This window comes from Pedococcus sp. P2_D7, from assembly GCF_056404295.1.
Genome location: NZ_JBFUEH010000005.1, coordinates 424,521 through 446,236, shown reverse-complemented (window position 1 = coordinate 446,236; position 21,716 = coordinate 424,521). Strand labels below are relative to the sequence as shown.

Sequence of the window (21,716 nt, the reverse complement as noted above, 5' to 3'; positions counted from 1 at the left end):
CCACCCTAGAGGTGGCCGTCACCGTGGCGGCGCGGCGCAGGGTCAGGCGGTGACGACCTGGACCCGGAGCGTGCGGGCCGCGACCACGGCCGCGAGGGTCGCGGTGGTCGCCATGACCAGGGCCATCGGGACGGCCGAGCCGGAACCCATGACACCGATCAGCGGAGCGGCCGCTCCACCGATGACGAACTGCGACGCACCGAGCAGGGCCGCCGCAGTCCCGGCCGCCTCACCGTGCCGGGTCAAGGCAAGTGCCGGGGTGTTGGGCAGGGTCAGGCCGCACGCGAAGAGCAGGAACCACAGCGGCACGAGGATCAGGGTGAGGCCCCCGAAGCCGGTCGCGGCGGACGCGAGCAGGAGGAGGGCAGCCGTGGCGCCGATCGACACCCCGGCCCGGACCAGCTGGCGCGACGCGAACTTCTTGAGCAGGAACGGGTTGAGCTGCGAGCCGGTGAGGAAGCCGAGGGAGTTGACCCCGAAGGCGAGCCCGAACTGGGCGACGCTCAGGCCGTAGATGTCCTGCAGCACGAACGACGATCCGCCGATGTAGGAGAACAGGGTGGCGAACATCAGGCCGCTGATCAGGACGAGCCCGACGAAGGTCCGGTCGCGCAACAGGCTGGCGTAGGTGGCGAGGACCGGACGCAACGCGAGCGGGCGACGCCGCTCGACGGGGAGGGTCTCCCGGAGCGCGAGGCTCGCGAGCGTCACCATCAGCACGCCGGCGACGGCGAGGATGACGAACACCCCGCGCCACGACGTCAGCTGCAGGATGAAGCCACCGAGTGTCGGCGCGAGCACCGGGGCCAGACCCATGACGAGCATGAGGCGCGAGAGCATCGTCGCGGCGGCGGAACCGGCGAAGAGGTCACGGACCATGGCCATGGAGACGACCGCGACAGCCGCGTTGCCGAGCCCCTGGATCGCGCGACCGACGGTCAGCAGCTCGATGGAGGGGGCGAACGCACAGAACACCGACGCCGCGATGTGCAGCGCCAGTCCGGCGATCAACGGGCGCCGGCGGCCCACGGCGTCGGCCAGCGGACCCACGAGCAGCTGACCCAGGCCCATGCCGAGCAGGATGCCCGTGAGGGTGCCCTGGACGGCCGACTCCGACGCGGCGAGGTCACGCGTGATGGACGGCAGGGCGGGCAGGTAGGTGTCGATCGTCAGTGGCCCGATGGCGATCAGTGCACCGAGGACGAGGACGAACCGCACGTAGGAACGCCCCGTCGGCGCCACCGGCGCGGCGGGCGCAGCAGTGGCGGACGTGGGGGCAGTGCGGGCAGTGGTCGTCTCGGGGGCGGCAGTCACCCTTGCGCAACGACATGGGGCACGGGATCCATTCCATCCCGTGCCCCATTTCTCACCAACTGGTGTTGCTCAGTCGCGGCCGGTCAGCTCCCACGCGTCGGTCGACTCCTCGACCTCGTCGAGCCCGTCGTGGGCCCGGGCCACCGGGTCGTTCGCGTAGCGCGGGTCCGGCTCGGCGGCATACCCCGTGCGGACCTCGTCGGTGCGCTCGACGGACTCGTGGGTGCCGGACGGCGACCCCGAGAGCGCATCGACGTCGAACACCGGCTCCGGATCGGCCACGACGTCGCCGCGCATCAGCGCGAGCGTCATCGGCAGGTCGTCGAGCTTGACCAGCACGTCGCGGGCCTTGGAGCCCTCGGAGGGACCCACCACGCCCCGCGACTCGAGCAGGTCCATCAGCCGTCCTGCCTTGGCGAAGCCGACCCGCAGCTTGCGCTGGAGCATCGACGTCGAGCCGAACTGCGTCGTCACGACCAGCTCGGTGGCCTGCAGCAGCAGCTCGAGGTCGTCACCGATGTCGTCGTCCACCTGCTTCTTGGCCGCGACCACGGTGACGTCGTCGCGGTAGTCGGGCTTGAGCTGGCCGGTCACGTGCTTGACCACCTGCTGGATCTCCGACTCGGTGACCCAGGCGCCCTGCACGCGCATCGTCTTGGAGGCACCCATCGGCAGGAAGAGCGCGTCACCCTGGCCGATCAGCTTCTCGGCTCCGGGCTGGTCGAGCACGACCCGGCTGTCGGCGAGCGAGGAGGTCGCGAACGCCATCCGCGACGGCACGTTGGCCTTGATCAGGCCGGTGACGACGTCGACCGAGGGTCGCTGCGTGGCCAGCACCAGGTGGATGCCGGCGGCGCGCGCGAGCTGCGTGATGCGGACGATCGACTCCTCCACGTCACGCGGCGCGACCATCATGAGGTCGGCGAGCTCGTCGACGATGACCAGCAGGTAGGGGTAAGGGTGGATGGTCCGCTCCGACCCGGGCAGCGGCTTGACCTTGCCGGCTTTGACCGCCTTGTTGAAGTCGTCGATGTGCTTGAACCCGAACTGCGCGAGGTCGTCGTAGCGGGTGTCCATCTCACGGACCACCCAGGCCAGCGCCTCGGCCGCCTTCTTGGGGTTCGTAATGATCGGGGTGATGAGGTGCGGGATCCCCTCGTAGGCCGTGAGCTCGACGCGCTTGGGGTCCACCAGGACCATGCGCACCTCGTCGGGCGTCGCCCGCATGAGGATCGAGGTGATCATCGAGTTCACGAAGCTCGACTTGCCGGCGCCGGTGGCGCCCGCGACCAGCAGGTGGGGCATCTTGGCGAGGTTGGCGATGACGTAGCCACCCTCGACGTCCTTGCCCACCCCCATGACCATCGGGTGCTCGTTGCCGCGCGCGGCCTGGCTGCGCAGGACGTCGCCGAGGCTCACCTTCTCGCGGTCGGCGTTGGGGATCTCGATGCCGATCGCGGACTTGCCCGGGATCGGCGAGAGGATGCGCACGTCTGCCGACGCGACGGCATACGCGATGTTCTTGGACAGCGCGGTGACGCGCTCCACCTTCGTGCCGCGGCCGAGCTCGACCTCGTAGCGGGTGACCGTCGGGCCGCGGCTGAAGCCCGTGACCTGGGCGTCGATGTCGAACTGCTCGAGGACCTGGGTGAGCGACTCGACGACGCGGTCGTTGGCGGCGCTGCGGGTCTTGTGGGGCGAGCCGGGCTCGAGGATCGCGTTGTCGGGCAACGTGTAGGTGATGTCGCCGGCGAGGGCGAGCTGCTCGACACGCTGCGGGAGCGGCGTCGTGGGCGGCGCCTCGAGGGCGGCCTTGACCTCGATCACGGGGCTCTTCGCTGCAGTGCTCGACTCCGGGGCAAGGACTCCCGGAGTGGTGGGGCGCTTCTCGCCGGGACGGAACCGGCGTCCGTCGGGGGCCACCAGGGCGGCCTGCTCGAACGCCTCGTCACCCTCGAGCGGACCCTCCGGGTCGATGACCCGGCGACGACGCTTCGGCTTCTCCTCGGCGACCTCCAGGGGCGCCGCGGCGCCGTCGTCGGGGTGGCCACGGTGGAGCAGGTGGTCGCGCAGGTCGGAGAGGCGCGTGGGGATCATGTGCACCGGGGTCGCGGTCATCACCAGCAGGCCGAAGAAGCCCAGCATCAGCAGGATCGGCACGGTGCCGTAGACCGACACCGCGGCCTCGAGCGGGCTCGAGGCCAGGAACCCGATGATCCCGCCACCGTCCCGCATGCCCTCGGCGCCCTGGGGTGGGGTCGGGATGCCCGCGGCGACGTGGGCCAACCCGGAGGCCGCGAACGCGAGGGCACCCAGGCCCACCCCGATGCGGGAGTTGGCCGAGTCCTCCTGCGGCGCGCGCAGGAAGCGGATGCCCAGGAAGAGCAGGGCGAGTGGCACGGCATACGCCACGACTCCGAAGGTGCCTGCGACGACGGCGTGCACGATGTCACCGAGGGCGCCGTCGAAGGCCCACCACTCACGGGCGGCCACGAGGATCGACAGTCCGATGAGGAAGAAGCCGAGCCCGTCACGGCGGTGCTCGGGCTCGAGCTCACGGGCGCTGGTGCCGACCCGGCGCACGGCGCCACCGGCCACGTGCGCCATGCCCATCCAGGTGCCCCGGACCGCGCGAAGGGGCAGCGGCAGCCCTCCCCCCTTGGTCTTGCCACGGGCGGAGGTCTTGCGGGGTGTGCTGCTCTTGCGGTTGGCGGGGCGTGTTGCGGTGCCCCGGCTCCCGGACGAGCGCGACCCTGCTGCTGATCGTGCTGAGGTGGACGGACGTGTCGCCATGCTCCGCAGGCTACGCGAAGGTCACACCGGAAACACGCGTCACACGCGTATCACCGGGGGGCAATCTGCCCCCACCGTCCCTCATCCGAACGGTCGACATCTGGTCGCGATTGGGTCGCCCGAGCCCCTTTCCCCTTACCAAGAGGCGACCCCAGGTGACACGCTCGGCCTTGCGTCTGGCGGGGCCTGCGCCGACGACCAGCAGTGGTCGTCGGCGCAGGCGCGCATCGAGGGGGAACCGGTCGCGGGACCCGGCTCTGCCGACCCCCCGCCAGGCCACGTCGCAGACCCCTCGAGTCCTCGCGGTCCACGTCTCAGATGACGGGAAGCTCCGCCCACGGGCTGGATCGCCCCGTGCTCGACGCCCTACTCTCGACACCAGGTCATGAGTGTCAGCGCGAAGCCCCGGCTTGCTGACCAGCAACCCTCCTCCGCGGTGGGGTGCTCCGGGTGACGACCGGGCCGTCTGCACCCGCAGCCGGCAAGCGCGGACCCGGGAGCACGTTCGGGTCCCACCCGGACCAGGAGCACTCCCCATGTCGATCGCGAGCACCCCCCCACCCGCCTTCCGCCGGAGCGCGCCCCTCGCCCACGCCCGCACCCACCTGCGCCCCGTCCCGGACGCGCACACCTGGGGCGAGGTCGGACCGCTTCCTGCCGTGGTCTCCGAGTCGCTGCCCGTGCCGACCCTCGAGGGCACGGTCGACTACGCCAACTTCGACCACGCCGCCTCGACCCCGGCCCTGGTGAGCGTCAAGGCCGCCGTCGACAGCGCGCTGCGCACGTACTCCTCGGTGCACCGCGGCAACGGCTGGGCCTCCCGCGTGACCTCCTCCTGGTACGAGCAGGCCCGGGCCGAGGTGCGCGCGTTCGTCGGGGCGCGCGAGGGCGACGAGGTCGTCTTCACCCGCAACAGCACCGACTCCTTCAACCTGCTGGCCCGTTGCCTCCCCCGCGACACCCAGGTGTTCGTCTTCGAGACCGAGCACCACGCGGCCCTCCTGCCGTGGTCACCCCGTCGGACCCACCGCCTCCCGGTGCCCGGCAGCGTCGGTGACGCCGCGGTGCTGCTGCGGACGGCGCTGCGTGAGCACCCGGGCCGCCACAAGCTGGTCGTGCTCGCCGGCGCCTCCAACGTCACCGGCGAGATCTGGCCGATCCGCGAGCTCGCGGCGATCGCGCGTCGGGGCGGTGCCCGCGTCGTCCTCGACGCAGCGCAGTACGCACCGCACCGCCCGGTCGACCTCGACGACCTCGGGGTCGACTACGTGGTGCTGTCGGGTCACAAGCTCTACGCGCCGTTCGGCGCCGGGGTGCTGGCCGGACGGGTCGACTGGCTCGACGCGGCCGCGCCGTACCTCGCCGGGGGCGGGGCCACCAAGGCAGTCACCACCCGCGGGGTCGTGTGGCAGGACGGCGCGGCCCGCCACGAGGCCGGCAGCCCGAACGTCATCGGCGCCGTCGCCCTCGCCGCGGCCTGCCACAGCCTGCGCTCCCACGCCGAGGCGATCGAGGCCCACGAGGCGGCCCTCGGGCGCCGGCTGCTCGACGGCCTGGCCGCCATCGACGGCGTCGAGACCTACTCCCTCTTCAGCCCCGACCACGAGCGCGTGGCCGTCGCGACCTTCACCGTCGACGGCGTGGAGTCCTCGCTCGTCTCCGCCGCCCTGTCGGCCGAGCACGGGATCGGCGTCCGGGACGGCAAGTTCTGCGCGCACCTGTGCGTCGACGCCCTGCTCGACGACCCGTATGCCGCGGCGTCGACGACCGCGGTCCGCGCCAGTGTCGGGCTGGCCACGACGGCCGAGCACGTCGACCGGCTGCTCGCCGCCGTGGCCGAGCTCGCCGAGCACGGCCCGCGGGCCGAGTACGTCGAGGGTCCGCAGGGCTGGGCGCCGGTCAACGACCCGCGCGCCCTGGACGTCGCCCGCCCCTGGTAGCCGACCCGCGGCATACCCCGGCCGACAGCTCGCACCCCACCCGCCACCCCTTTATCGGGTTACCCGATAAAGGGGCGCTTCACCCGGGAACGGTTCTCGGGTGGAGCGCAACCTTGTCGGGCGGACCCAGCACAGGTCAGGCCTGGATGACGACCGGGATGATCATCGGGCGGCGACGGATCTTGCCGCCCACCCAGCCGCCGATGGCCCGGCGCATGACCTGCTCGAGCTGGTGGGAGTCGGTGACCCCGTTTCCGGTGGCCTCCGCCAGCGCCTGCTCGATCTTGGGGCGCACCTGGCTGAAGATCTCGTCGTCCTCGGCGAACCCGCGGGCCTGGATCTCGGGGCCCGCCGCGATCTTGCCGGTCGCGGCGTCGATCACGACGATGACCGAGATGAAGCCCTCGTCACGCAGGATGCGGCGGTCCTTGAGCAGCGCCTCGTCGAACTCGCCGACCGACGACCCGTCCACGTAGACGTAGCCGCACGGCACGGCACCGACGATGCGGGCGACGCCGTCGACCAGGTCGACGACCACGCCGTCCTCGGCCAGCACGACCTGCTCACGCGGCACACCGGTCTGGACGGCGAGCTCGGCGTTGGCCACGAGGTGGCGCCACTCGCCGTGCACCGGCATGACGTTGCGGGGCTTGACGATGTTGTAGCAGTAGAGGAGCTCGCCGGCGCTGGCGTGACCCGAGACGTGCACCTTGGCGTTGCCCTTGTGCACGACGTTGACGCCGAGCCGCATGAGGCCGTTGATGATGCGGTAGACGGCGTTCTCGTTGCCGGGGATGAGGGACGAGGCCATCAGCACCGTGTCGCCCTCGCCGACGTCGATGCGGTGGTCGCGGTTGGCCATCCGGGACAGGGCTGCCATCGGCTCACCCTGCGAGCCGGTGCAGATGAGGACCACCTGGTCGTCGGGGAAGTTATCGAGCTTCTTGACGTCGACGAGCACGCCGTCGGGCACGTGGAGGTAGCCCAGCTCGGCCGCGATCCCCATGTTGCGGACCATCGAGCGACCCACCATGGCGACCTTGCGGCCGGCCTGCTCCGCGGCGTTGAGCACCTGCTGGACCCGGTGCACGTGCGAGGAGAAGCACGCCACGATGATCCGGCGCTCGGCGTCGCGGAAGACCTTGTCGATGGCCGGCGCGATGTCCTTCTCCGGCGTCGTGAACCCCGGGACCTCGGCGTTGGTCGAGTCGGTCATGAAGAGGTCGACGCCCTCCTCCCCCAGCCGGGCGAAGGCGCGCAGGTCGGTGAGGCGGTTGTCCAGCGGCAGCTGGTCCATCTTGAAGTCACCGGTGTGCAGGATCGTGCCGCCGGGCGTCCGCACGAACACCGCGAGCGCGTCGGGGATCGAGTGGTTGACCGCCACGAACTCGCAGTCGAAGACGCCGAGCTTCTCGCGCATCCCCTCCTTGACCCCGAGGGTGTAGGGGGTGATCCGGTGCTCCTTGAGCTTGGCCTCGATGAGGGCCAGCGTCAGCATCGACCCGACGACGGGGATGTCGCGCTTCAGCTTGAGCAGGTAGGGCACGGCACCGATGTGGTCCTCGTGGCCGTGGGTCAGCACGATCGCCTGGATGTCGTCCAGGCGGTCCTCGAGGTACTCGAAGTCGGGCAGGATCAGGTCGACGCCCGGGTGGTGGTCCTCGGGGAACAGCACCCCGCAGTCGATGACGAGCAGCTGTCCGTCGTGCTCGATGACCGCCATGTTGCGGCCGACCTCGCCGAGGCCACCGAGCGCGATGATGCGCACGCCGTTCTTGGGCAGCGGCCGGGGCAGGTTGAGCTCGGGGTGGGGATGACTCACAGCAGGCCAGACTCCTTGAGACCGGCGCGCAGGATGTCCAGGTGCTCCGGTGGTGACTCGACGAGCGGCAACCGCACCGTCGCGTGGTCGATGACGCCGAGCTCGACGAGCGCGGCCTTGGCCATGATCGCACCCTGGGAGGTGCTCATGATGGCGTCGACGGCAGGGACGAGCCGTCGGTGGATGTCGCGGGCGGCGGCGAGGTCGCCGCGGTCGACGGCTGCGACCATCGCGGCATAGTCCTTGCCGGCCACGTGGCCGACGACGCTGACCGTGCCCACGGCACCCAGCGCGAGCCAGGGCAGGGTGGTCGCGTCGTCGCCGGAGAAGTAGAGCAGGTCGGTCTCGGCCAGCACGTGGGTGGTGGCCCACGGGTCACCCTTGGCGTCCTTGACGGCCACGATCCGGTCGTGTGCGGCGAGCTCGAGGAGGGTGGCGGTGTCGAACGGGATGCCGGTGCGGCCCGGGATGTCGTAGAGCATCACCGGCAGGTCGGTGGCGTCGGCCACCGCGTGGCAGTGCGCGACCAGCCCGGGCTGGGTCGGCTTGTTGTAGTAGGGCGACACGAGCAGCAGCCCGGTCGCGCCGGCGTCGACCGCACGGGTGGCCATCTCGACGCTGTGCGCGGTCGCGTTGGAGCCGACGCCGGCCACCACCGCGGCGTGTCCGTCGGCGGCCTCGGCGACGACCCGGACCATCTCGATCGACTCGTCGTCGCTGAGGGTGGCGGCCTCGCCGGTCGTGCCGTTGACCACGATGCCGTCGTGGCCGCTGTCCAGCAGGTGGGCGACCAGCCGGCGGGCGCCCTCGAGGTCGAGGCTTCCGTCGGCCTGCATCGGGCTGACCATGGCGGTCAGGACGCGGCCGAACGGGGACGAGGTGCTCATGCCTGCAGGCTATCGCCCCGCCGAGCACGCCCCGTGCGGCGGACACCGACCGGAGCGCAATTTGGCGGGAAGGCGACGCCGAGCTGGCGGCATCGACGCGGCGCCGGAGGTATGCCGATGGCTCGGGTTACGCTGCCTCCGTGCAGCAGTACCTCGATCTCCTCGACCACGTCATGACGACCGGCACGGACAAGTCCGACCGCACCGGCACCGGCACCCGTTCGGTGTTCGGCTACCAGATGCGCTTCGACCTGTCCGAGGGCTTCCCGGTGCTCACCACCAAGAAGCTCCACCTCAAGTCGATCATCGGCGAGCTGCTCTGGTTCCTGCGCGGCGACTCCAACGTGAAGTGGCTGCACGACCGTGGCATCACGATCTGGGACGAGTGGGCCGACGAGAACGGCGACCTCGGACCGGTCTACGGCTACCAGTGGCGGTCCTGGCCGACTCCCGACGGTCGGCACGTCGACCAGATCGCGAAGGTCATCGAGTCGATCCGGACCAACCCGGACAGCCGCCGCCACATCGTGTCCGCCTGGAACGTCGCCGACGTGGACTCGATGGCGCTCCCCCCGTGCCACACGATGTTCCAGTTCTACGTCGCCAACGGGCGGCTGTCCTGCCAGCTCTACCAGCGCTCGGCCGACATCTTCCTGGGCGTCCCTTTCAACATCGCGTCCTACGCCCTGCTGACGATGATGGTGGCGCAGGTCTGCGACCTCGAGCCCGGCGACTTCGTGCACACCCTCGGCGACGCCCACCTCTACTCCAACCACGTCGAGCAGGCGACCCTCCAGCTCACCCGGGAGCCGCGTCCGCTGCCCACCATGCGGATCACCCCCGGCAAGGACATCGACCAGTTCGACCTCGACGACTTCGAGCTGGTCGGCTACGACGCCCACCCCTCGATCAAGGCGCCGATCGCGGTCTGACCCGACCGTCCCGTCGGGACGCTCGATAGCCTGTGCCCCATGACCAACGTGACGCTCATTGCCGCGGTCGGCCGCAACGGCGTCATCGGGGCCGACAACGACATGCCGTGGCACCTCCCCGAGGACTTCGCGTTCTTCAAGCGCACCACGATGGGCCACCCGATGGTGATGGGGCGCAAGACCTTCGACTCGATCGGTCGGGTGCTCCCCGGTCGGCGCACGATCGTCGTGACCCGGCAGGCCGACTGGACCCACTCCGAGGTCGAGACCGCGCACTCCCTGAGCGAGGCCCTCTCGCTGGCCGGTCCGGCCGACGAGGTCTTCGTGTGCGGGGGCGGTCAGGTCTATGCCGAGGCGATGCCCTGGGCCCGCCGGCTGCTCATCACCGAGGTCGACCAGTCCCCCGAGGGCGACGTGCGCTTCCCCGAGATCGACCCGCAGGACTGGCAGGAGGTCGCCCGCGAGGGCCGCGAGGGGTTCAGCTGGGTCACCTACGAACGCGCCTGACCGGGTCCTGACCGCGCGCGGGCCCCCTGAGCGGTCGATGGCAGGATGCAGGGCATGGCCCACCAGCACGACCACCACGCCCACTCGCCCGGCCCGCTCGCGGACGCGAGCGTGCGCGTGGCCCGCGAGACCGACGCCCCCGCCGTGGGCCTGGTCCAGGCGGTGGTGTGGCGGGAGGCGTATGCCGCGGTGCTGCCCGAGGAGGTCCTCGCCACCTTCGAGCCGCAGGCCTTCGCCTCGGTCTGGCGCCAGTCCTTGGCGTCCCCGCCCCAGGGCGTCTACCGCCTCCTCGCGGCCTGCGCCGGTGATCAGGTGGTCGGGTTCGCCTCCATCGGGCCCAGCCAGGACCCCGACGCGTCACCCGAGACCGGCGAGCTGTCCGCGCTCGGCGTGCACCCCGACGCCCGTCGGGTCGGTCACGGCTCCCGGCTGCTGAACGCCGTCGTCGACACCCTGCGTGGAGCCGGGGCCACCCGGATGCACGCGTGGGTCCTGGCCTCCGACGAGGCGACCCGCGGGTTCCTCCTGGCCGGCGGACTCGGTCCCGACGGCGCCTTCCGCGACCGCGTGGTCTCCCCCGACGGCGACACCGCCCGTGAGGTGCGGCTCGTCGCAGAGCTCGGCCCGGAAGAGCTCGGCCCGGAAGAACCCGCCCCGGCGCCTCCGGCTCGGTGAGCGCGGTCCCGGCCGCGTCCACCGGCGCACTCGACCCGGACGAACGTCGCCGCGTCGTGCGGCAGTCGGTGTCCGTCGCGGTGGCAACCGGCACCTACGGCCTCAGCTTCGGCGCCCTCTCGGTCGCCGCGGGCCTGTCGGTCGTGCAGACGCAGGCGTTGTCACTGCTGCTCTTCTCCGGTGGGTCGCAGTTCGCCTTCGTGGGTGTGCTGGCGGCCGGACCCGCAGGGGCAGTGGCCGCCATCGCGACCTCGACCCTGCTCGGCGTGCGCAACGCCCTCTACGGTCTCCAGGTCTCCCGCATGCTGGGGGCCCGGGGGCTGCGCCGCGCAGCCGCCGCCCAGCTGACCATCGACGAGTCGACCGCCGTGGCCGTGGCGCAGCCCGGCCGCACCGCCGCCCGGGTCGGGTTCTGGACGACCGGGATGGGCATCTACCTGCTGTGGAACCTCATGACCTTCGTCGGCGCGGTCGTCGGTGACGCGATGGGCGACCCGCGTCGCTACGGCCTCGACGCCGCCGCGGCGGCGGCCTTCTGCGCGCTGCTCTGGCCCCGGCTGAAGTCGGCCGATGCGTTCGCGATCGCTGCGGTGGCCGCCCTGACCGCGGTGCTCGTGGCGCCGCACGCTCCTGCGGGTGTGCCCGTCCTCGTGGCGGCGGGCACCGCCCTGCTGGCCGGCCTGTCGCGGCGGACGCACCACGACCCAGCAGCACCGCACCAGTGGGAGGACCCGGCATGAGCACCTGGACCGCCGTGCTGGTCGCCTCCGGGCTGGCGTTCGTGCTCAAGCTGCTGGGGCACCTCGTGCCGGAGACGTGGCTGGACGGTGACCGCACCACGCGCATCACGTCGGCGCTGCCCATCGCCCTGCTGGCGGCCCTGGTGGCGGTGCAGACGCTGACCACCTCGACCGGCTCCACCGTGCTCGACTCCCGGGCGGCCGCCGTGGGCGTGGCCATCGTGGCCCTGCTGCTGCGCGCGCCGTTCCTGATCGTCGTCGTGCTCGCCGCAGCGGTGGCCGCCGGGCTGCGCCTGCTGGGGCTGCCCTGACCTTAGGGCGCCGAGGTCACGGCCACTCCCGGGCGTCCTCCTCGAACCGGTCACCGGTCTGGATGCCCACGACGCAGAACACGACGCCGCCCGGGTCGGCCATGATCACGTAGCCGTCCCGGCGCTCCACCACGGTGGCGCCGAGCGCCTCGAGGCGCGCCACCTCGGCCGGGATGTCGTCACTCTCGATGTCGAGGTGGACCCTGGGCTGCCCCTCGTCGAGGCGTTGGACCTCGAGGTTCAGCGACCCGATCTCCCCGACGCTGGCGTACGGCCCGTCAGGGACGGGCCGCACCCCCTGGACCCCGGCCCAGAAGGCCAGGGCCGCGTCGTGGTGCTCGCCGGGGTGGTCGACCAGGACGATTCCGATGCGCGAACGGTGCATGCCACCACGGTATGCCGGGGCGGCGCGGCTGGCGCCCTGATCACCCCACGCGGCTCGCGCGCCACGCCCGTACTGCGGCTCGGTAGTGCCGCTGCTCCCCTGCCCGGTCGCCCGCGACCCGGCTCGCCTCGGCCTGCTCGAGCTCGGCGCCCCAGGCTCCCTCGGCCCCACGCTCGCGGGCCTGCGCCATCATCGCCGAGCCGTCCCTGGCCAACCGCACGAGCGGCACCATGGCCAGGAGCGCGACGACGGGGATGAGGATGACGGCCAGCCCGAGGAGCACGGGGACCGGCCGTCCGTCACGGACCAGCTCGACCCCGCGCCACCCGATCGTGGCGGAGTAGAAGCCCAGGACCACGAGCAGGACGAGGGCGGTGACCTTCTCGCGCACTCAGTCGTCCAGGCCGAGGTAGTGCTCCAGCCCGACGGTGAGGCCGGGGTGGGCGCCGACGTGGCGCACCCCCTCGAGGACCCCCGGCATGAACGAGGTGCGGTCGAAGGAGTCGTGGCGCAGCGTGAGCAGCTCGCCCTCCCCGCCCAACAGGACCTCCTGGTGGGCGACCAGGCCACGCAGCCGCACCGAGTGCACGGGAATGCCGTCGACCCGGCCGCCCCTGGTGCCCTCGGGGTCCTGGGTGGTGGCGTCCGGCACGTCGCCGAGGCCGGCGTCCGAGCGGGCCGCAGCGATGAGGTGGGCGGTGCGGGCCGCCGTGCCGGAGGGCGCGTCGACCTTGTTGGGGTGGTGCAGCTCGATGACCTCGACCGACTCGTAGAACCGAGCGGCCTGCTGGGCGAACCGCATCATGAGGATCGCGCCGATGGCGAAGTTGGGCGCGATGAGGACCCCGACCTCGGGGTGCGCGGCCAGCGGCTCCCGCAGGGAGTCCAGCTTCGCGTCGTCCCAGCCGGTGGTGCCGACCACGACGTGCACCCCCTGCCCGACACAGTGCGCCACGTTGCCCGGCGACGCCGCGGGGACGGAGAACTCCACCACGACGTCGGCCCCACTGAGGTCGCCGAGGTCGTCGCCCTGGTCGTACGTCCCGACGAGCGCGAGGTCGGCCGCGGCGGTGACCGCCCGGCATACCTCGGCGCCCATGCGCCCGGCCGCACCGATCACGGCCACCTTGATCGTCTCGCTCACGGGACCACCCTAACGACAGCCGGCCGCACGACAGCGGGCCCGGTGCCCGTGGCACCGGGGCACCGGGCCCGCTGGTCGATCTGGGTTGCTTACTGCACGAAGGCCTTGAGGCCCAGGACCACGGGGTCGTGGTCGGACGAGCGGTACGGACCCGACTGGTGGAAGTCGGTCGAGTGGTAGTTGTACCGGCTGTACTCCAGCGCCAACGACTCACCGGAGTTGATGTTCCAGTGGTCGGCACCCGTCGACATCCGCAGCGCGTAGTCGTTGACGAGGATGTGGTCCAGCGAGCCCGACAGGCCACTGAAGGAGTACGAGTAGCTCGACGGGTCGAAGGTGCTGCCCACGTCGGTGTAGCCGGCCTTGTAGAGCACGTCGAGCGGGTCCTCCATCGTGTAGGAGTTGTAGTCGCCCGCCATGACGATGCCCTTGGCGCCGTACTCCGCCGCGACCGCCGGCACCCAGTCGCGCAGGGCCTGGGCCTGCAGGATGCGGCTGGTCACCGAGGCACCCTGACCGTCGCCGCTGTCCTCGTCACCCGGGAACGGACCGGCCGAGCCCTTGGACTTGAAGTGGTTGACGACGAAGAGGAACTTGTCACCCTTGCCGGTCTTCGTCCGGAAGGTCTGGGCGATCGGCTCACGGGCGTTCCCGAAGGCCTGCGTCGGCCCGCTCTGGTCACCCAGGGCGCGCGAGCGGTCCACCCGCATGACCTTCGCCGGCTGGTAGATGATCGCACTGGTGATGAAGTCCTGGTCGTCGGCGGACGGCAGGTCCGTCGAGGACGGGACGAACGCCCAGGTGCCGGCGCCGGCCTTGGCGTTGAGGGCTGCGACGAGGGCCGCGAGCGCCGTGTCCCGGGGGTGGCCGAACTTGGCGGAGTTCTCGATCTCCATCAGCCCGACGACGTCGGCGTCCAGCGCGCTGATCGCCGACACCTCCTTCTCGGTCTGGCGAGCCAGGTCGCCCGCATCCCACGCGCCGCGGCGGTCGCAGCCGTCGCGGACCGTGACGCCGTTGTCGTCGCGGTCGTAGTAGGCCAGGCAGGTGGGGTCCTGGTCACCGAGGTCGGTGAAGTAGTTGAGGACGTTGAACGAGGCCACCTTCAGGTCGGCCGTGCCGAGCTGGTTGATGTCACCGTTGTCCGGTGCCGCGGTGCGGGTGTTCGTGAAGCTGGCCGGCGACGTGGCGTTGTCGGGACCGACGACCTGGGCCGTCGGCTGGAAGCGCCACAGGCTGAAGCGGAAGTCGACGACGACGGGGGCGCTGAAGGTCGCGGCCTCGCCCACCCGGACCGGCTTGGTGGTGGACACGTAGGCCGGGGTGAGGTCACTGTTGAGCAGGCACGGGATCGGCCGGGTGCCACACACCGCGGGGACGAAGCTGCTCGCCGTGAAGTTGCTCGACGCGCCGTCGTCCAGGGTGACCGCACGCTTGGCGTTGTCGGCCACGACCGCGGCGGCCTCGGGGCTGCCGGGGGCGGCCACCTCGGTGTTCTGGAGCAGCGGGTGGTCACCCACGGCCAGGCCGACCTCACCGAACTGGTTGGTGCCGAAGGTGTTGGTGACGGTGTAGTCGCCGGAGGGCTGGAACAGCATGCCCTCCAGGGACTCACGACCCGCGTCGGTCGCGGGCCACGGGACGGTGAGCGCCTGCACGGGACTGAAGTCCTCGCCCGCGTCGACGATGTCCGCCCCCGCAGCGGTCACCTCGGTCAGCCCGCTGAACTCGCTGACCTTGCCGGTGACCTCGACGTAGTTGCCGAGCACGGCGTCGGCGTCCAACGGCGTGGACGACCCGGACTGGAACACGAAGACGCCGTCCGAGGCACCGGTGGCGCTCGGCTCGGGGCCGGTGCCCTGGGTCTGCAGGTAGAAGCCGTGGAAGCCACCGGTCGGGTAGGCGGCGGTCACGACGCCCTTGATGATGACGTTCTCCCCGACCAGCGGCGAGGTCGAACCGGTGCCCTGCACCTCGGCGATGGTCTTGGGGACCGGGGTGCCGGGGGGCGGCGGGGTGCCCGCGCCGGGTGTCGGAGTGCCGACCGTGAAGTCAGCCGCGTTGTTCGCCGTGTTGGTGCTGGTGCTGTTGCGCGACACCGAGGTGGCGTTCGCCGTACCGGGTGCGGCGGCCGTGCCGGCCCAGTCGTTCGCCGTCGAGCCGTACCCGACGAAGTCGATGACCTGGGGCAGGTCGGAGCAGGCATCGGTGCAGGTGGTGCCGGGCAGGGCGGTCTGGGTGTTGACGAGCGCGACCTTGCCGGCGCTGCCGCTGAGGTTGATGCCGCCCTCGAGGTCCGGGGTGAATGACGCGCCGTTGGCGCCGCCTGCGCCTCCGACGACGAACCGCCCACCGGCCGGGATGGTGCCGGTCAGGTTGGTCTTCGTCGTCCAGCTCGTGCCGGTTGCCGAGGCGTACTGCACGGACCAGCCGGCGAGGTCGACCGCAGCGGTGGTCTTGTTGACCAGCTCGATGAAGTCGCGGTTGAAGGCGGCACCGGAGTTGCCACCCCCGCCGTAGACCTCGTTGATCACCACGGGTGCCCCCGTGGACGGTGCGCCCAGCGCACTCGTCGGGGCCACACCCACTACTCCAGCAGTGAGGGCGATCGCGCCCACCGCTCCCATCACGTGCTTGCGGGGTACGCGCACAGCAGTCCTCCAACAGCGAACTCAGGATTGGCAGCCCCAGGACGGTGGTCCGGGCCGTCGAGCATCACATCACGCGGACGGGGAATGCGGAATGTCTGGAATGGGTCAGGAAGGTAAAGTTCGGGTCAGAGTCTTCAGACGGGACCAGCGAGGCCCGCGAGGTCGACGTCCGGGTCGGCCAGCTGGTCCCGGTCCACGACCGTGCGCGAGCGGATCAGCGCCTTGATGCCGTCGCCGACGTCCCACACGTTGACGTTCATGCCGGCCACCACCCGCCCCTCGCGCAGCCAGAACGCGACGAACTCGCGGTCGGCCAGGCTCCCCCGGACCACCACCTCGTCGTCGGGGCCACCGAGCCCGTGGTACTCCATGCCGAGGTCGTACTGGTCGGTGTAGAAGTACGGCAGCTCGGGCTCGGGGCCGTCCTGGTCCAGCATCGCCGCGGCCACGAGGTCGGGCTGGTTGAGCGCGTTGGCCCAGTGCTCCACCCGCACCCGGTGCCCGAGGAACGGGTGCTCGACGTTCGCGAGGTCGCCCGCGACGAAGATGTCCGGGTCGCTGGTGCGCCCGACCGCGTCGGCCGTCACCCCGTTGTCGACCGCGAGCCCGGCCGCCTCGGCCAGCGCGACGTTGGGGACCGCGCCGATGCCGACGATCACCGCGTCCGCGGGGACGACCGAGCCATCGGCGAGCCGGACCCCGCTCGCGGCACCGTCCGAGCCCTCGATCTCCACGATGGTGACCGAGGTGCGCAGGTCGACTCCGCGCTCGCGGTGCAGGTCGGCGAAGACCTGGGCGACCTGTGACCCGAGCACCCGCACCAGCGGCAGCTCGAGGCTCTCCAGCACCACGACGTCGGCGCCGGCCTCGCGCGCCGCGGACGCCACCTCCAGGCCGATCCACCCGCCCCCGACGAACACCAGCCGCGCGTCGGGCTGCATCAGCGCACGGATCCGGTCGCTGTCCTCGATGGTCCGCAGGGACAGCACCCCACCGAGGTCGTGGCCGGGCAGGGTGAGGGTGCGCGGCGAGCTGCCGCTGGCCAGCAGGAGCCGGTCGTATGCCGTGCGCTCACCGTCCGCGGTGACGACCGCACGGGCGTCGCGGTCGATCGCCGTGACGGTGGTGCCGGTGCGCACGTCGACGTCGTGCGCGGCATACCACTCACGGGGGTGGACGAAGGCCTCGTCGAGGCCCTCGCCGGTCTTGAGGTAGCCCTTGGACAGCGGAGGACGCTCGTAGGGCAGGTGGTCCTCGGACCCGAACAGCACGATCGACCCCTGGAAGCCGCGCTCGCGCAAGGCCTCCGCTCCCTTGGCTCCGGCGAGCCCGCCACCGACGATCACGAACCTGCGCTGGTCAGCCATACCCTCATCCTCTGCGCAGGTGCACCGGTGGCGCCAGCCGGGAGAGCGCAACGGCGCCCGCGAGCAGCCCCACATCACGCAGGGCGACGTCGTAGTAGTCGCCCAGCGTCACGAGATCGACGATGATGCCGGCCAGCCACGCCGCGACGACGAGGCCCCCGACCCGCGGCGCCGCGGCGACGAGCAGTCCGGCCACCACCTCGGTCACGCCGACCGCGTACATCGCCTGCTGCGCCGTCCCGGGCACCAGGTGGTCGATCCACGGCGCGAGGTAGGCCGTCCAGTCGGTCATCAGGTTGGTGAACTTGTCGAGGCCGAAGAGGATCGGTGCGACCGTGAAGGCGGTGCGCAGGACGAGGAAGGCCTGCTTGGCTCCCGGCTGAGCCGGGCTGGTGACGTCGGTGGGAAGTGCTGTGGTGGTTGACGGTGTCGTGTCCATGACTGCTCCCAGACTTTCTATCGGAGTGATATTTTGACTTTACGACCGCAGTGCCAAAATAGTCAACGAATCTGTCCTTTAGAGGTGTCATGACCACCAGCGACGACCTGACCGCCCTCGGCGCGCTTGCCGAGCCTTCCCGACGGGCGCTGTACGACCACGTCGCCGCGGCCGACTCCCCCGTGAGCCGGGAACACGCCGCGACCGCGGTGGGGCTGCCGGTGCACTCTGCGAAGTTCCACCTCGACCGGTTGGTCGAGGCGGGCCTGCTGGAGGTCGAGTTCAAGCGCCTGTCGGGGAGGTCGGGACCGGGCGCCGGGCGGCCGACCAAGCTCTACCGCCGTGCGGGTCGCACGGTCGACGTCTCCCTGCCGCCACGGCGCTACGACCTGGCGGGGGCCATCCTCGCCGCGGCCATCGACGCGGTGACCACGACGGGCGGGACGCTGCCCGCTGCCGTCGCGACGGCGGCAGCCACGACGGGGCGGGAGCTCGCGGCTCAACCGCCGGCGCCCCGGGCCCGCCGGCCACTGGCCAGGGTGGCCCAGCTGTTGGAGCGGCACGGCTATGAGCCGCGGCTCAGCCCCGACGGCACCGAGCTGGCTCTGGACAACTGCCCGTTCGACCGACTCGCCCGGGACCACACCGACCTCGTGTGCGCGATGAACCTCGCCCTCGTCGACGGTGCGATCGAGGGGCTGGGGTGCCCTGAGGTGCGCACCCGCCTCGAGCCGACCCCGGAGCACTGCTGCGTCCGAGCCACGACGACCTGACCGCCATGAGCTGACCGACAGGACCTGACCAACAGGACCTGACCAACACAGAGCGGGCCGGCCCACCTCTCGGTGGACCGGCCCGCTCGTCACGCGTGGGTCAGTCGATCAGCCTGCGGCGTCCTCGGACGTGGCCGGGGCCGCGCCCTCCGCAGCGTCGCCGCCACGGTCGTCGCCACGGTCGTCGCCACGGCCGCCACGACGGCGGTTGCGGCTGCGACCACCCTCGCGACGCTCGCCACGGTCCTCGCGGTCCGCGCGGGGGGCGTCGGTCTGGGTCTCGGACTCGGTGTCGGCGTCGGCGTTCGCGGCCGGAGCCTCGCCAGCCTCGGCGTCGCCACCCTCACCCTCGGCCAGGACGGCCGCCAGCGAGAGCTTGCCGCGCGGGTCGATCTCCTTGAGCTCGACCTGGACCTTCTGGCCAACGGCCAGAACGTCCTCGACGGCCTCGATCCGCTTGCCACCGACGAGCTTGCGCACCTCGGAGATGTGCAGCAGGCCGTCCTTGCCCGGCAGGAGCGAGATGAACGCACCGAACGTCGTGGTCTTCACCACGGTGCCCAGGAAGCGCTCGCCGATCTCCGGCATCTGCGGGTTCGCGATGGCGTTGATCTGCGCGCGGGCGGCCTCGGCCGAGGGGCCGTCGGTCGCACCGATGTAGATCGTGCCGTCGTCCTCGATCGAGATCTGGGCGCCGGTCTCGTCCTGGATCTGGTTGATCATCTTGCCCTTCGGCCCGATGACCTCGCCGATCTTGTCGATCGGGACCTGCACCGAGATGACGCGAGGAGCGAAGGGGCTCATCTCGTCCGGTGCGTCGATGGCCTCGTTCATGACGTCGAGGATGTGCAGGCGCGCGTCGCGGGCCTGGGTGAGCGCGCCAGCCAGGACCGACGCGGGGATGCCGTCGAGCTTGGTGTCGAGCTGGATGGCCGTGACGAACTCACGGGTGCCGGCGACCTTGAAGTCCATGTCACCGAAGGCGTCCTCGGCACCGAGGATGTCGGTCAGCGCGGCGTACTGCGTCTCACCGTCGACCTCCTCGGAGATGAGGCCCATCGCGATGCCGGCGACCGGGGCGCGCAGCGGCACACCGGCGTTGAGCAGCGACAGGGTGGACGCGCAGACCGAGCCCATCGACGTCGAGCCGTTGGAGCCGAGGGCCTCGGACACCTGTCGGATCGCGTAGGGGAACTCCTCGCGGGTCGGCAGCACCGGCATGAGCGCACGCTCGGCGAGCGCTCCGTGGCCGATCTCGCGACGCTTCGGCGAACCCACCCGACCGGTCTCACCGGTGGAGTAGGGCGGGAAGTTGTAGTTGTGCATGTAGCGCTTGCGCGTCACCGGCGACAACGTGTCGAGCTGCTGCTCCATGCGGAGCATGTTCAGCGTGGTGACACCCATGATCTGGGTCTCGCCGCGCTCGAAGATGGCCGAGCCGTGCACGCGGGGCAGGACCTCGACCTCGGCGCCCAGGGCGCGGATGTCGGCGAGGCCACGGCCGTCGATGCGGACCTTGTCGCGCAGGATGCGCTGACGGATCAGCTTCTTCTGCACGGAACGGTAGGCCGCGGACAGTTCCTTCTCGCGCCCCTCGAACTCAGCGGCGAGCTTCTCCTTCATGGAGTCCTTCAGCTCGTCGATGCGCTCCTCGCGCTCCTGCTTGCCGGCAATGGTGAGCGCCTGCGTCAGGTCGTCCGAGGTCGCAGCCTCGACGGCGGCATACGTGTCGTCCTCGTAGTCGAGGAAGATCGGGAAGTCCTGGACGGGCTTGGCGGCCTTGCTCGCCAGCTCGGACTGGGCCTCGCAGAGCGCCTTGATGAACTTCTTGGAGGCCTCGAGGCCCTCGGCGACGACCTCTTCGGTCGGGGCCTGCTTGCCCTCGTTCTTGACCAGGTCCCAGGTGGACTCGGTCGACTCCGCCTCGACCATCATGATCGCGACGTCATCGCCCGCGACCCGGCCGGCGACGACCATGTCGAAGGTCGAGCGCTCGATGTCGGAGAAGTTCGGGAACGCGACCCACTGGCCGTCGATCAGGGAGACGCGGACGCCACCGATCGGACCGGAGAAGGGCAGACCCGAGATCTGCGTGGAGGCGCTGGCCGCGTTGATGGCGAGCACGTCGTACTGGTGGTCGGGGTTGAGCGCGAGCACCGTGATGACGACCTGGACCTCGTTGCGCAGACCCTTGGTGAAGGTCGGGCGCAGCGGGCGGTCGATCAGGCGGCAGGTGAGGATCGCGTCGGTCGACGGGCGACCCTCGCGGCGGAAGAACGAGCCGGGGATCTTGCCCGCGGCGTACATCCGCTCCTCGACGTCGACCGTCAGGGGGAAGAAGTCAAAACCCTCGCGGGGAGACTTCCCGGCGGTGGTGGTGGAGAGGAGCATCGTGTCCTCGTCCAGGTAGGCGGCGACTGCGCCACCGGCCTGCTTGGCCAGGCGTCCGGTCTCGAACCGGACCGTGCGGGTGCCGAACGAACCATTGTCGATGGTTGCTTCGGCGAACTGGATCTCTGGACCCTCCATGGGCCCTCCTTCTCTTCTGTTGAGAGTCTGTCTCTCAGATGACCCTGTGCATCGTCGTTGTGCACGGGTTCTTCTTCGTGGTGGTGCTGTCGGGCGGCACCGAGTGCCACCCTCATGCGAGAGGGACGGTCCTCGTGGCGAGGACCGTCCCTGTCGAATGCTTAGCGGCGCAGACCGAGGCGCTTGATCAGCGAGCGGTAACGCTCGACGTCGACGCTCTCGAGGTAGCGCAGGAGCCGGCGACGCTGGCCGACCAGGAGGAGCAGGCCGCGGCGGCTGTGGTGGTCGTGCTTGTGCTGGCGGCTGTGCTCGGTGAGGTCGAGGATGCGCTGCGTCAGCATCGCCACCTGGACCTCGGGGGAGCCGGTGTCGCCCTCGTGCGTGGCGTACTCGGACATGATCTTCTGCTTGACGTCTGCGCTCAACGGCATGGGTCGGCACTGCTCCTTCGTGTGATCGTTGCGCGGTGCACCAGGGCTGGTTCACCTGGGCTCTCTGAATCCGCGG

19 protein-coding genes and 1 riboswitch are annotated in these 21,716 nt (G+C 71.0%); of the genes, 7 read left to right on the top strand and 12 right to left on the bottom strand.

Going from position 1 to position 21,716, the window contains the following annotated elements; all coding sequences use genetic code 11:
- Positions 1 to 42: 42 nt before the first annotated feature.
- Positions 43 to 1,314 carry a multidrug effflux MFS transporter gene (locus AC1DWJ_RS14515; RefSeq protein WP_477621144.1) on the bottom strand — a complete coding sequence of 424 codons (1,272 nt, stop codon included), beginning with the start codon at positions 1,312 to 1,314 and terminating at the stop codon, positions 43 to 45.
- Positions 1,315 to 1,383: 69 nt separating this feature from the next.
- Positions 1,384 to 4,107: an FtsK/SpoIIIE family DNA translocase gene (locus AC1DWJ_RS14510; RefSeq protein ID WP_457255704.1), complete on the bottom strand. Its 2,724-nt coding sequence runs from the start codon at positions 4,105 to 4,107 to the stop codon at positions 1,384 to 1,386.
- A gap of 381 nt (positions 4,108 to 4,488) precedes the next feature.
- Positions 4,489 to 4,601, top strand: a riboswitch (SAM riboswitch).
- A gap of 42 nt (positions 4,602 to 4,643) precedes the next feature.
- Here AC1DWJ_RS14510 and AC1DWJ_RS14505 point away from each other — a divergent pair.
- Positions 4,644 to 6,047, top strand: a complete 1,404-nt coding sequence (locus AC1DWJ_RS14505) for an aminotransferase class V-fold PLP-dependent enzyme (protein ID WP_457255703.1) — start codon at positions 4,644 to 4,646, stop codon at positions 6,045 to 6,047.
- A 136-nt stretch (positions 6,048 to 6,183) separates the two neighbouring features.
- On the opposite strand, the gene AC1DWJ_RS14500 is transcribed toward AC1DWJ_RS14505, so the two are convergent.
- Positions 6,184 to 7,869 (bottom strand): ribonuclease J, encoded by a 1,686-nt coding sequence (locus AC1DWJ_RS14500; RefSeq protein WP_056923559.1) that lies wholly within the window; start codon positions 7,867 to 7,869, stop codon positions 6,184 to 6,186.
- Positions 7,866 to 8,756 (bottom strand): 4-hydroxy-tetrahydrodipicolinate synthase, encoded by an 891-nt coding sequence (dapA, locus tag AC1DWJ_RS14495; protein ID WP_477621143.1) that lies wholly within the window; start codon positions 8,754 to 8,756, stop codon positions 7,866 to 7,868. Before dapA ends, AC1DWJ_RS14500 begins: the two co-directional genes overlap by 4 nt.
- 140 nt (positions 8,757 to 8,896) lie before the next feature.
- Between dapA and AC1DWJ_RS14490 the strand changes: the two genes are divergently transcribed.
- The 5 genes from AC1DWJ_RS14490 to AC1DWJ_RS14470 are packed head-to-tail and all read left to right on the top strand — an operon-like array spanning position 8,897 to position 11,921.
- Entirely contained in the window at positions 8,897 to 9,688 is a 792-nt protein-coding gene (locus AC1DWJ_RS14490; protein ID WP_477621142.1) for a thymidylate synthase, read from the top strand.
- Positions 9,689 to 9,727: 39 nt separating this feature from the next.
- Complete coding sequence (locus tag AC1DWJ_RS14485) at positions 9,728 to 10,195, top strand: dihydrofolate reductase (protein ID WP_457255700.1); 468 nt, start codon at positions 9,728 to 9,730, stop codon at positions 10,193 to 10,195.
- Between the two features lie 54 nt (positions 10,196 to 10,249).
- A complete protein-coding gene (locus AC1DWJ_RS14480) occupies positions 10,250 to 10,870 on the top strand; it encodes an N-acetyltransferase family protein (RefSeq protein ID WP_477621141.1) in 621 nt (206 codons plus the stop codon).
- Complete coding sequence (locus AC1DWJ_RS14475; protein ID WP_477621140.1) at positions 10,867 to 11,610, top strand: AzlC family ABC transporter permease; 744 nt, start codon at positions 10,867 to 10,869, stop codon at positions 11,608 to 11,610. The genes AC1DWJ_RS14480 and AC1DWJ_RS14475 overlap by 4 nt, the downstream gene beginning before the upstream one ends.
- Complete coding sequence (locus AC1DWJ_RS14470; protein ID WP_477621139.1) at positions 11,607 to 11,921, top strand: AzlD domain-containing protein; 315 nt, start codon at positions 11,607 to 11,609, stop codon at positions 11,919 to 11,921. The genes AC1DWJ_RS14475 and AC1DWJ_RS14470 overlap by 4 nt, the downstream gene beginning before the upstream one ends.
- A 16-nt stretch (positions 11,922 to 11,937) precedes the next feature.
- Here AC1DWJ_RS14470 and AC1DWJ_RS14465 read toward each other — a convergent pair whose 3' ends face one another.
- The 6 genes from AC1DWJ_RS14465 to AC1DWJ_RS14440 all read right to left on the bottom strand — a co-directional run bounded on the left by AC1DWJ_RS14465 (position 11,938) and on the right by AC1DWJ_RS14440 (position 17,907).
- Positions 11,938 to 12,306 carry a VOC family protein gene (locus AC1DWJ_RS14465; protein ID WP_457255696.1) on the bottom strand — a complete coding sequence of 123 codons (369 nt, stop codon included), beginning with the start codon at positions 12,304 to 12,306 and terminating at the stop codon, positions 11,938 to 11,940.
- A 40-nt stretch (positions 12,307 to 12,346) separates the two neighbouring features.
- The gene (locus AC1DWJ_RS14460) at positions 12,347 to 12,697 is read right to left on the bottom strand and encodes a hypothetical protein (RefSeq protein WP_457255695.1); all 351 of its coding nucleotides are present in this window, start codon (positions 12,695 to 12,697) and stop codon (positions 12,347 to 12,349) included.
- Positions 12,698 to 13,450, bottom strand: a complete 753-nt coding sequence (dapB, locus tag AC1DWJ_RS14455) for a 4-hydroxy-tetrahydrodipicolinate reductase (protein ID WP_457255694.1) — start codon at positions 13,448 to 13,450, stop codon at positions 12,698 to 12,700.
- Between the two features lie 89 nt (positions 13,451 to 13,539).
- Entirely contained in the window at positions 13,540 to 16,101 is a 2,562-nt protein-coding gene (locus AC1DWJ_RS14450; RefSeq protein ID WP_477621138.1) for an ExeM/NucH family extracellular endonuclease, read from the bottom strand.
- Positions 16,102 to 16,235: 134 nt separating this feature from the next.
- Positions 16,236 to 17,468 (bottom strand): NAD(P)/FAD-dependent oxidoreductase, encoded by a 1,233-nt coding sequence (locus AC1DWJ_RS14445; protein WP_457255692.1) that lies wholly within the window; start codon positions 17,466 to 17,468, stop codon positions 16,236 to 16,238.
- Positions 17,469 to 17,472: 4 nt separating this feature from the next.
- The gene (locus AC1DWJ_RS14440; protein ID WP_457255691.1) at positions 17,473 to 17,907 is read right to left on the bottom strand and encodes a hypothetical protein; all 435 of its coding nucleotides are present in this window, start codon (positions 17,905 to 17,907) and stop codon (positions 17,473 to 17,475) included.
- A gap of 89 nt (positions 17,908 to 17,996) precedes the next feature.
- Between AC1DWJ_RS14440 and AC1DWJ_RS14435 the strand changes: the two genes are divergently transcribed.
- Positions 17,997 to 18,680 (top strand): helix-turn-helix transcriptional regulator, encoded by a 684-nt coding sequence (locus tag AC1DWJ_RS14435; protein WP_457255690.1) that lies wholly within the window; start codon positions 17,997 to 17,999, stop codon positions 18,678 to 18,680.
- Between the two features lie 108 nt (positions 18,681 to 18,788).
- On the opposite strand, the gene AC1DWJ_RS14430 is transcribed toward AC1DWJ_RS14435, so the two are convergent.
- Both AC1DWJ_RS14430 and rpsO read right to left on the bottom strand, forming a co-directional pair.
- Positions 18,789 to 21,209, bottom strand: a complete 2,421-nt coding sequence (locus tag AC1DWJ_RS14430; RefSeq protein ID WP_457255689.1) for a polyribonucleotide nucleotidyltransferase — start codon at positions 21,207 to 21,209, stop codon at positions 18,789 to 18,791.
- Between the two features lie 161 nt (positions 21,210 to 21,370).
- Complete coding sequence (gene rpsO / locus AC1DWJ_RS14425; protein ID WP_056923573.1) at positions 21,371 to 21,640, bottom strand: 30S ribosomal protein S15; 270 nt, start codon at positions 21,638 to 21,640, stop codon at positions 21,371 to 21,373.
- Positions 21,641 to 21,716 lie beyond the last annotated feature (76 nt).

Coding starts and splice junctions, on each gene's coding strand:
- AC1DWJ_RS14470 (WP_477621139.1), top strand. CDS start 11,607: ATGAGCACCTGGACCGCCGTGCTGGTCGCCTCCGGGCTGGCGTTCGTG.
- AC1DWJ_RS14440 (WP_457255691.1), bottom strand. CDS start 17,907: ATGGACACGACACCGTCAACCACCACAGCACTTCCCACCGACGTCACC.
- AC1DWJ_RS14480 (WP_477621141.1), top strand. CDS start 10,250: ATGGCCCACCAGCACGACCACCACGCCCACTCGCCCGGCCCGCTCGCG.
- AC1DWJ_RS14435 (WP_457255690.1), top strand. CDS start 17,997: ATGACCACCAGCGACGACCTGACCGCCCTCGGCGCGCTTGCCGAGCCT.
- rpsO (WP_056923573.1), bottom strand. CDS start 21,640: ATGCCGTTGAGCGCAGACGTCAAGCAGAAGATCATGTCCGAGTACGCC.
- AC1DWJ_RS14445 (WP_457255692.1), bottom strand. CDS start 17,468: ATGGCTGACCAGCGCAGGTTCGTGATCGTCGGTGGCGGGCTCGCCGGA.
- AC1DWJ_RS14505 (WP_457255703.1), top strand. CDS start 4,644: ATGTCGATCGCGAGCACCCCCCCACCCGCCTTCCGCCGGAGCGCGCCC.
- AC1DWJ_RS14510 (WP_457255704.1), bottom strand. CDS start 4,107: ATGGCGACACGTCCGTCCACCTCAGCACGATCAGCAGCAGGGTCGCGC.
- AC1DWJ_RS14430 (WP_457255689.1), bottom strand. CDS start 21,209: ATGGAGGGTCCAGAGATCCAGTTCGCCGAAGCAACCATCGACAATGGT.
- AC1DWJ_RS14485 (WP_457255700.1), top strand. CDS start 9,728: ATGACCAACGTGACGCTCATTGCCGCGGTCGGCCGCAACGGCGTCATC.
- AC1DWJ_RS14465 (WP_457255696.1), bottom strand. CDS start 12,306: ATGCACCGTTCGCGCATCGGAATCGTCCTGGTCGACCACCCCGGCGAG.
- dapA (WP_477621143.1), bottom strand. CDS start 8,756: ATGAGCACCTCGTCCCCGTTCGGCCGCGTCCTGACCGCCATGGTCAGC.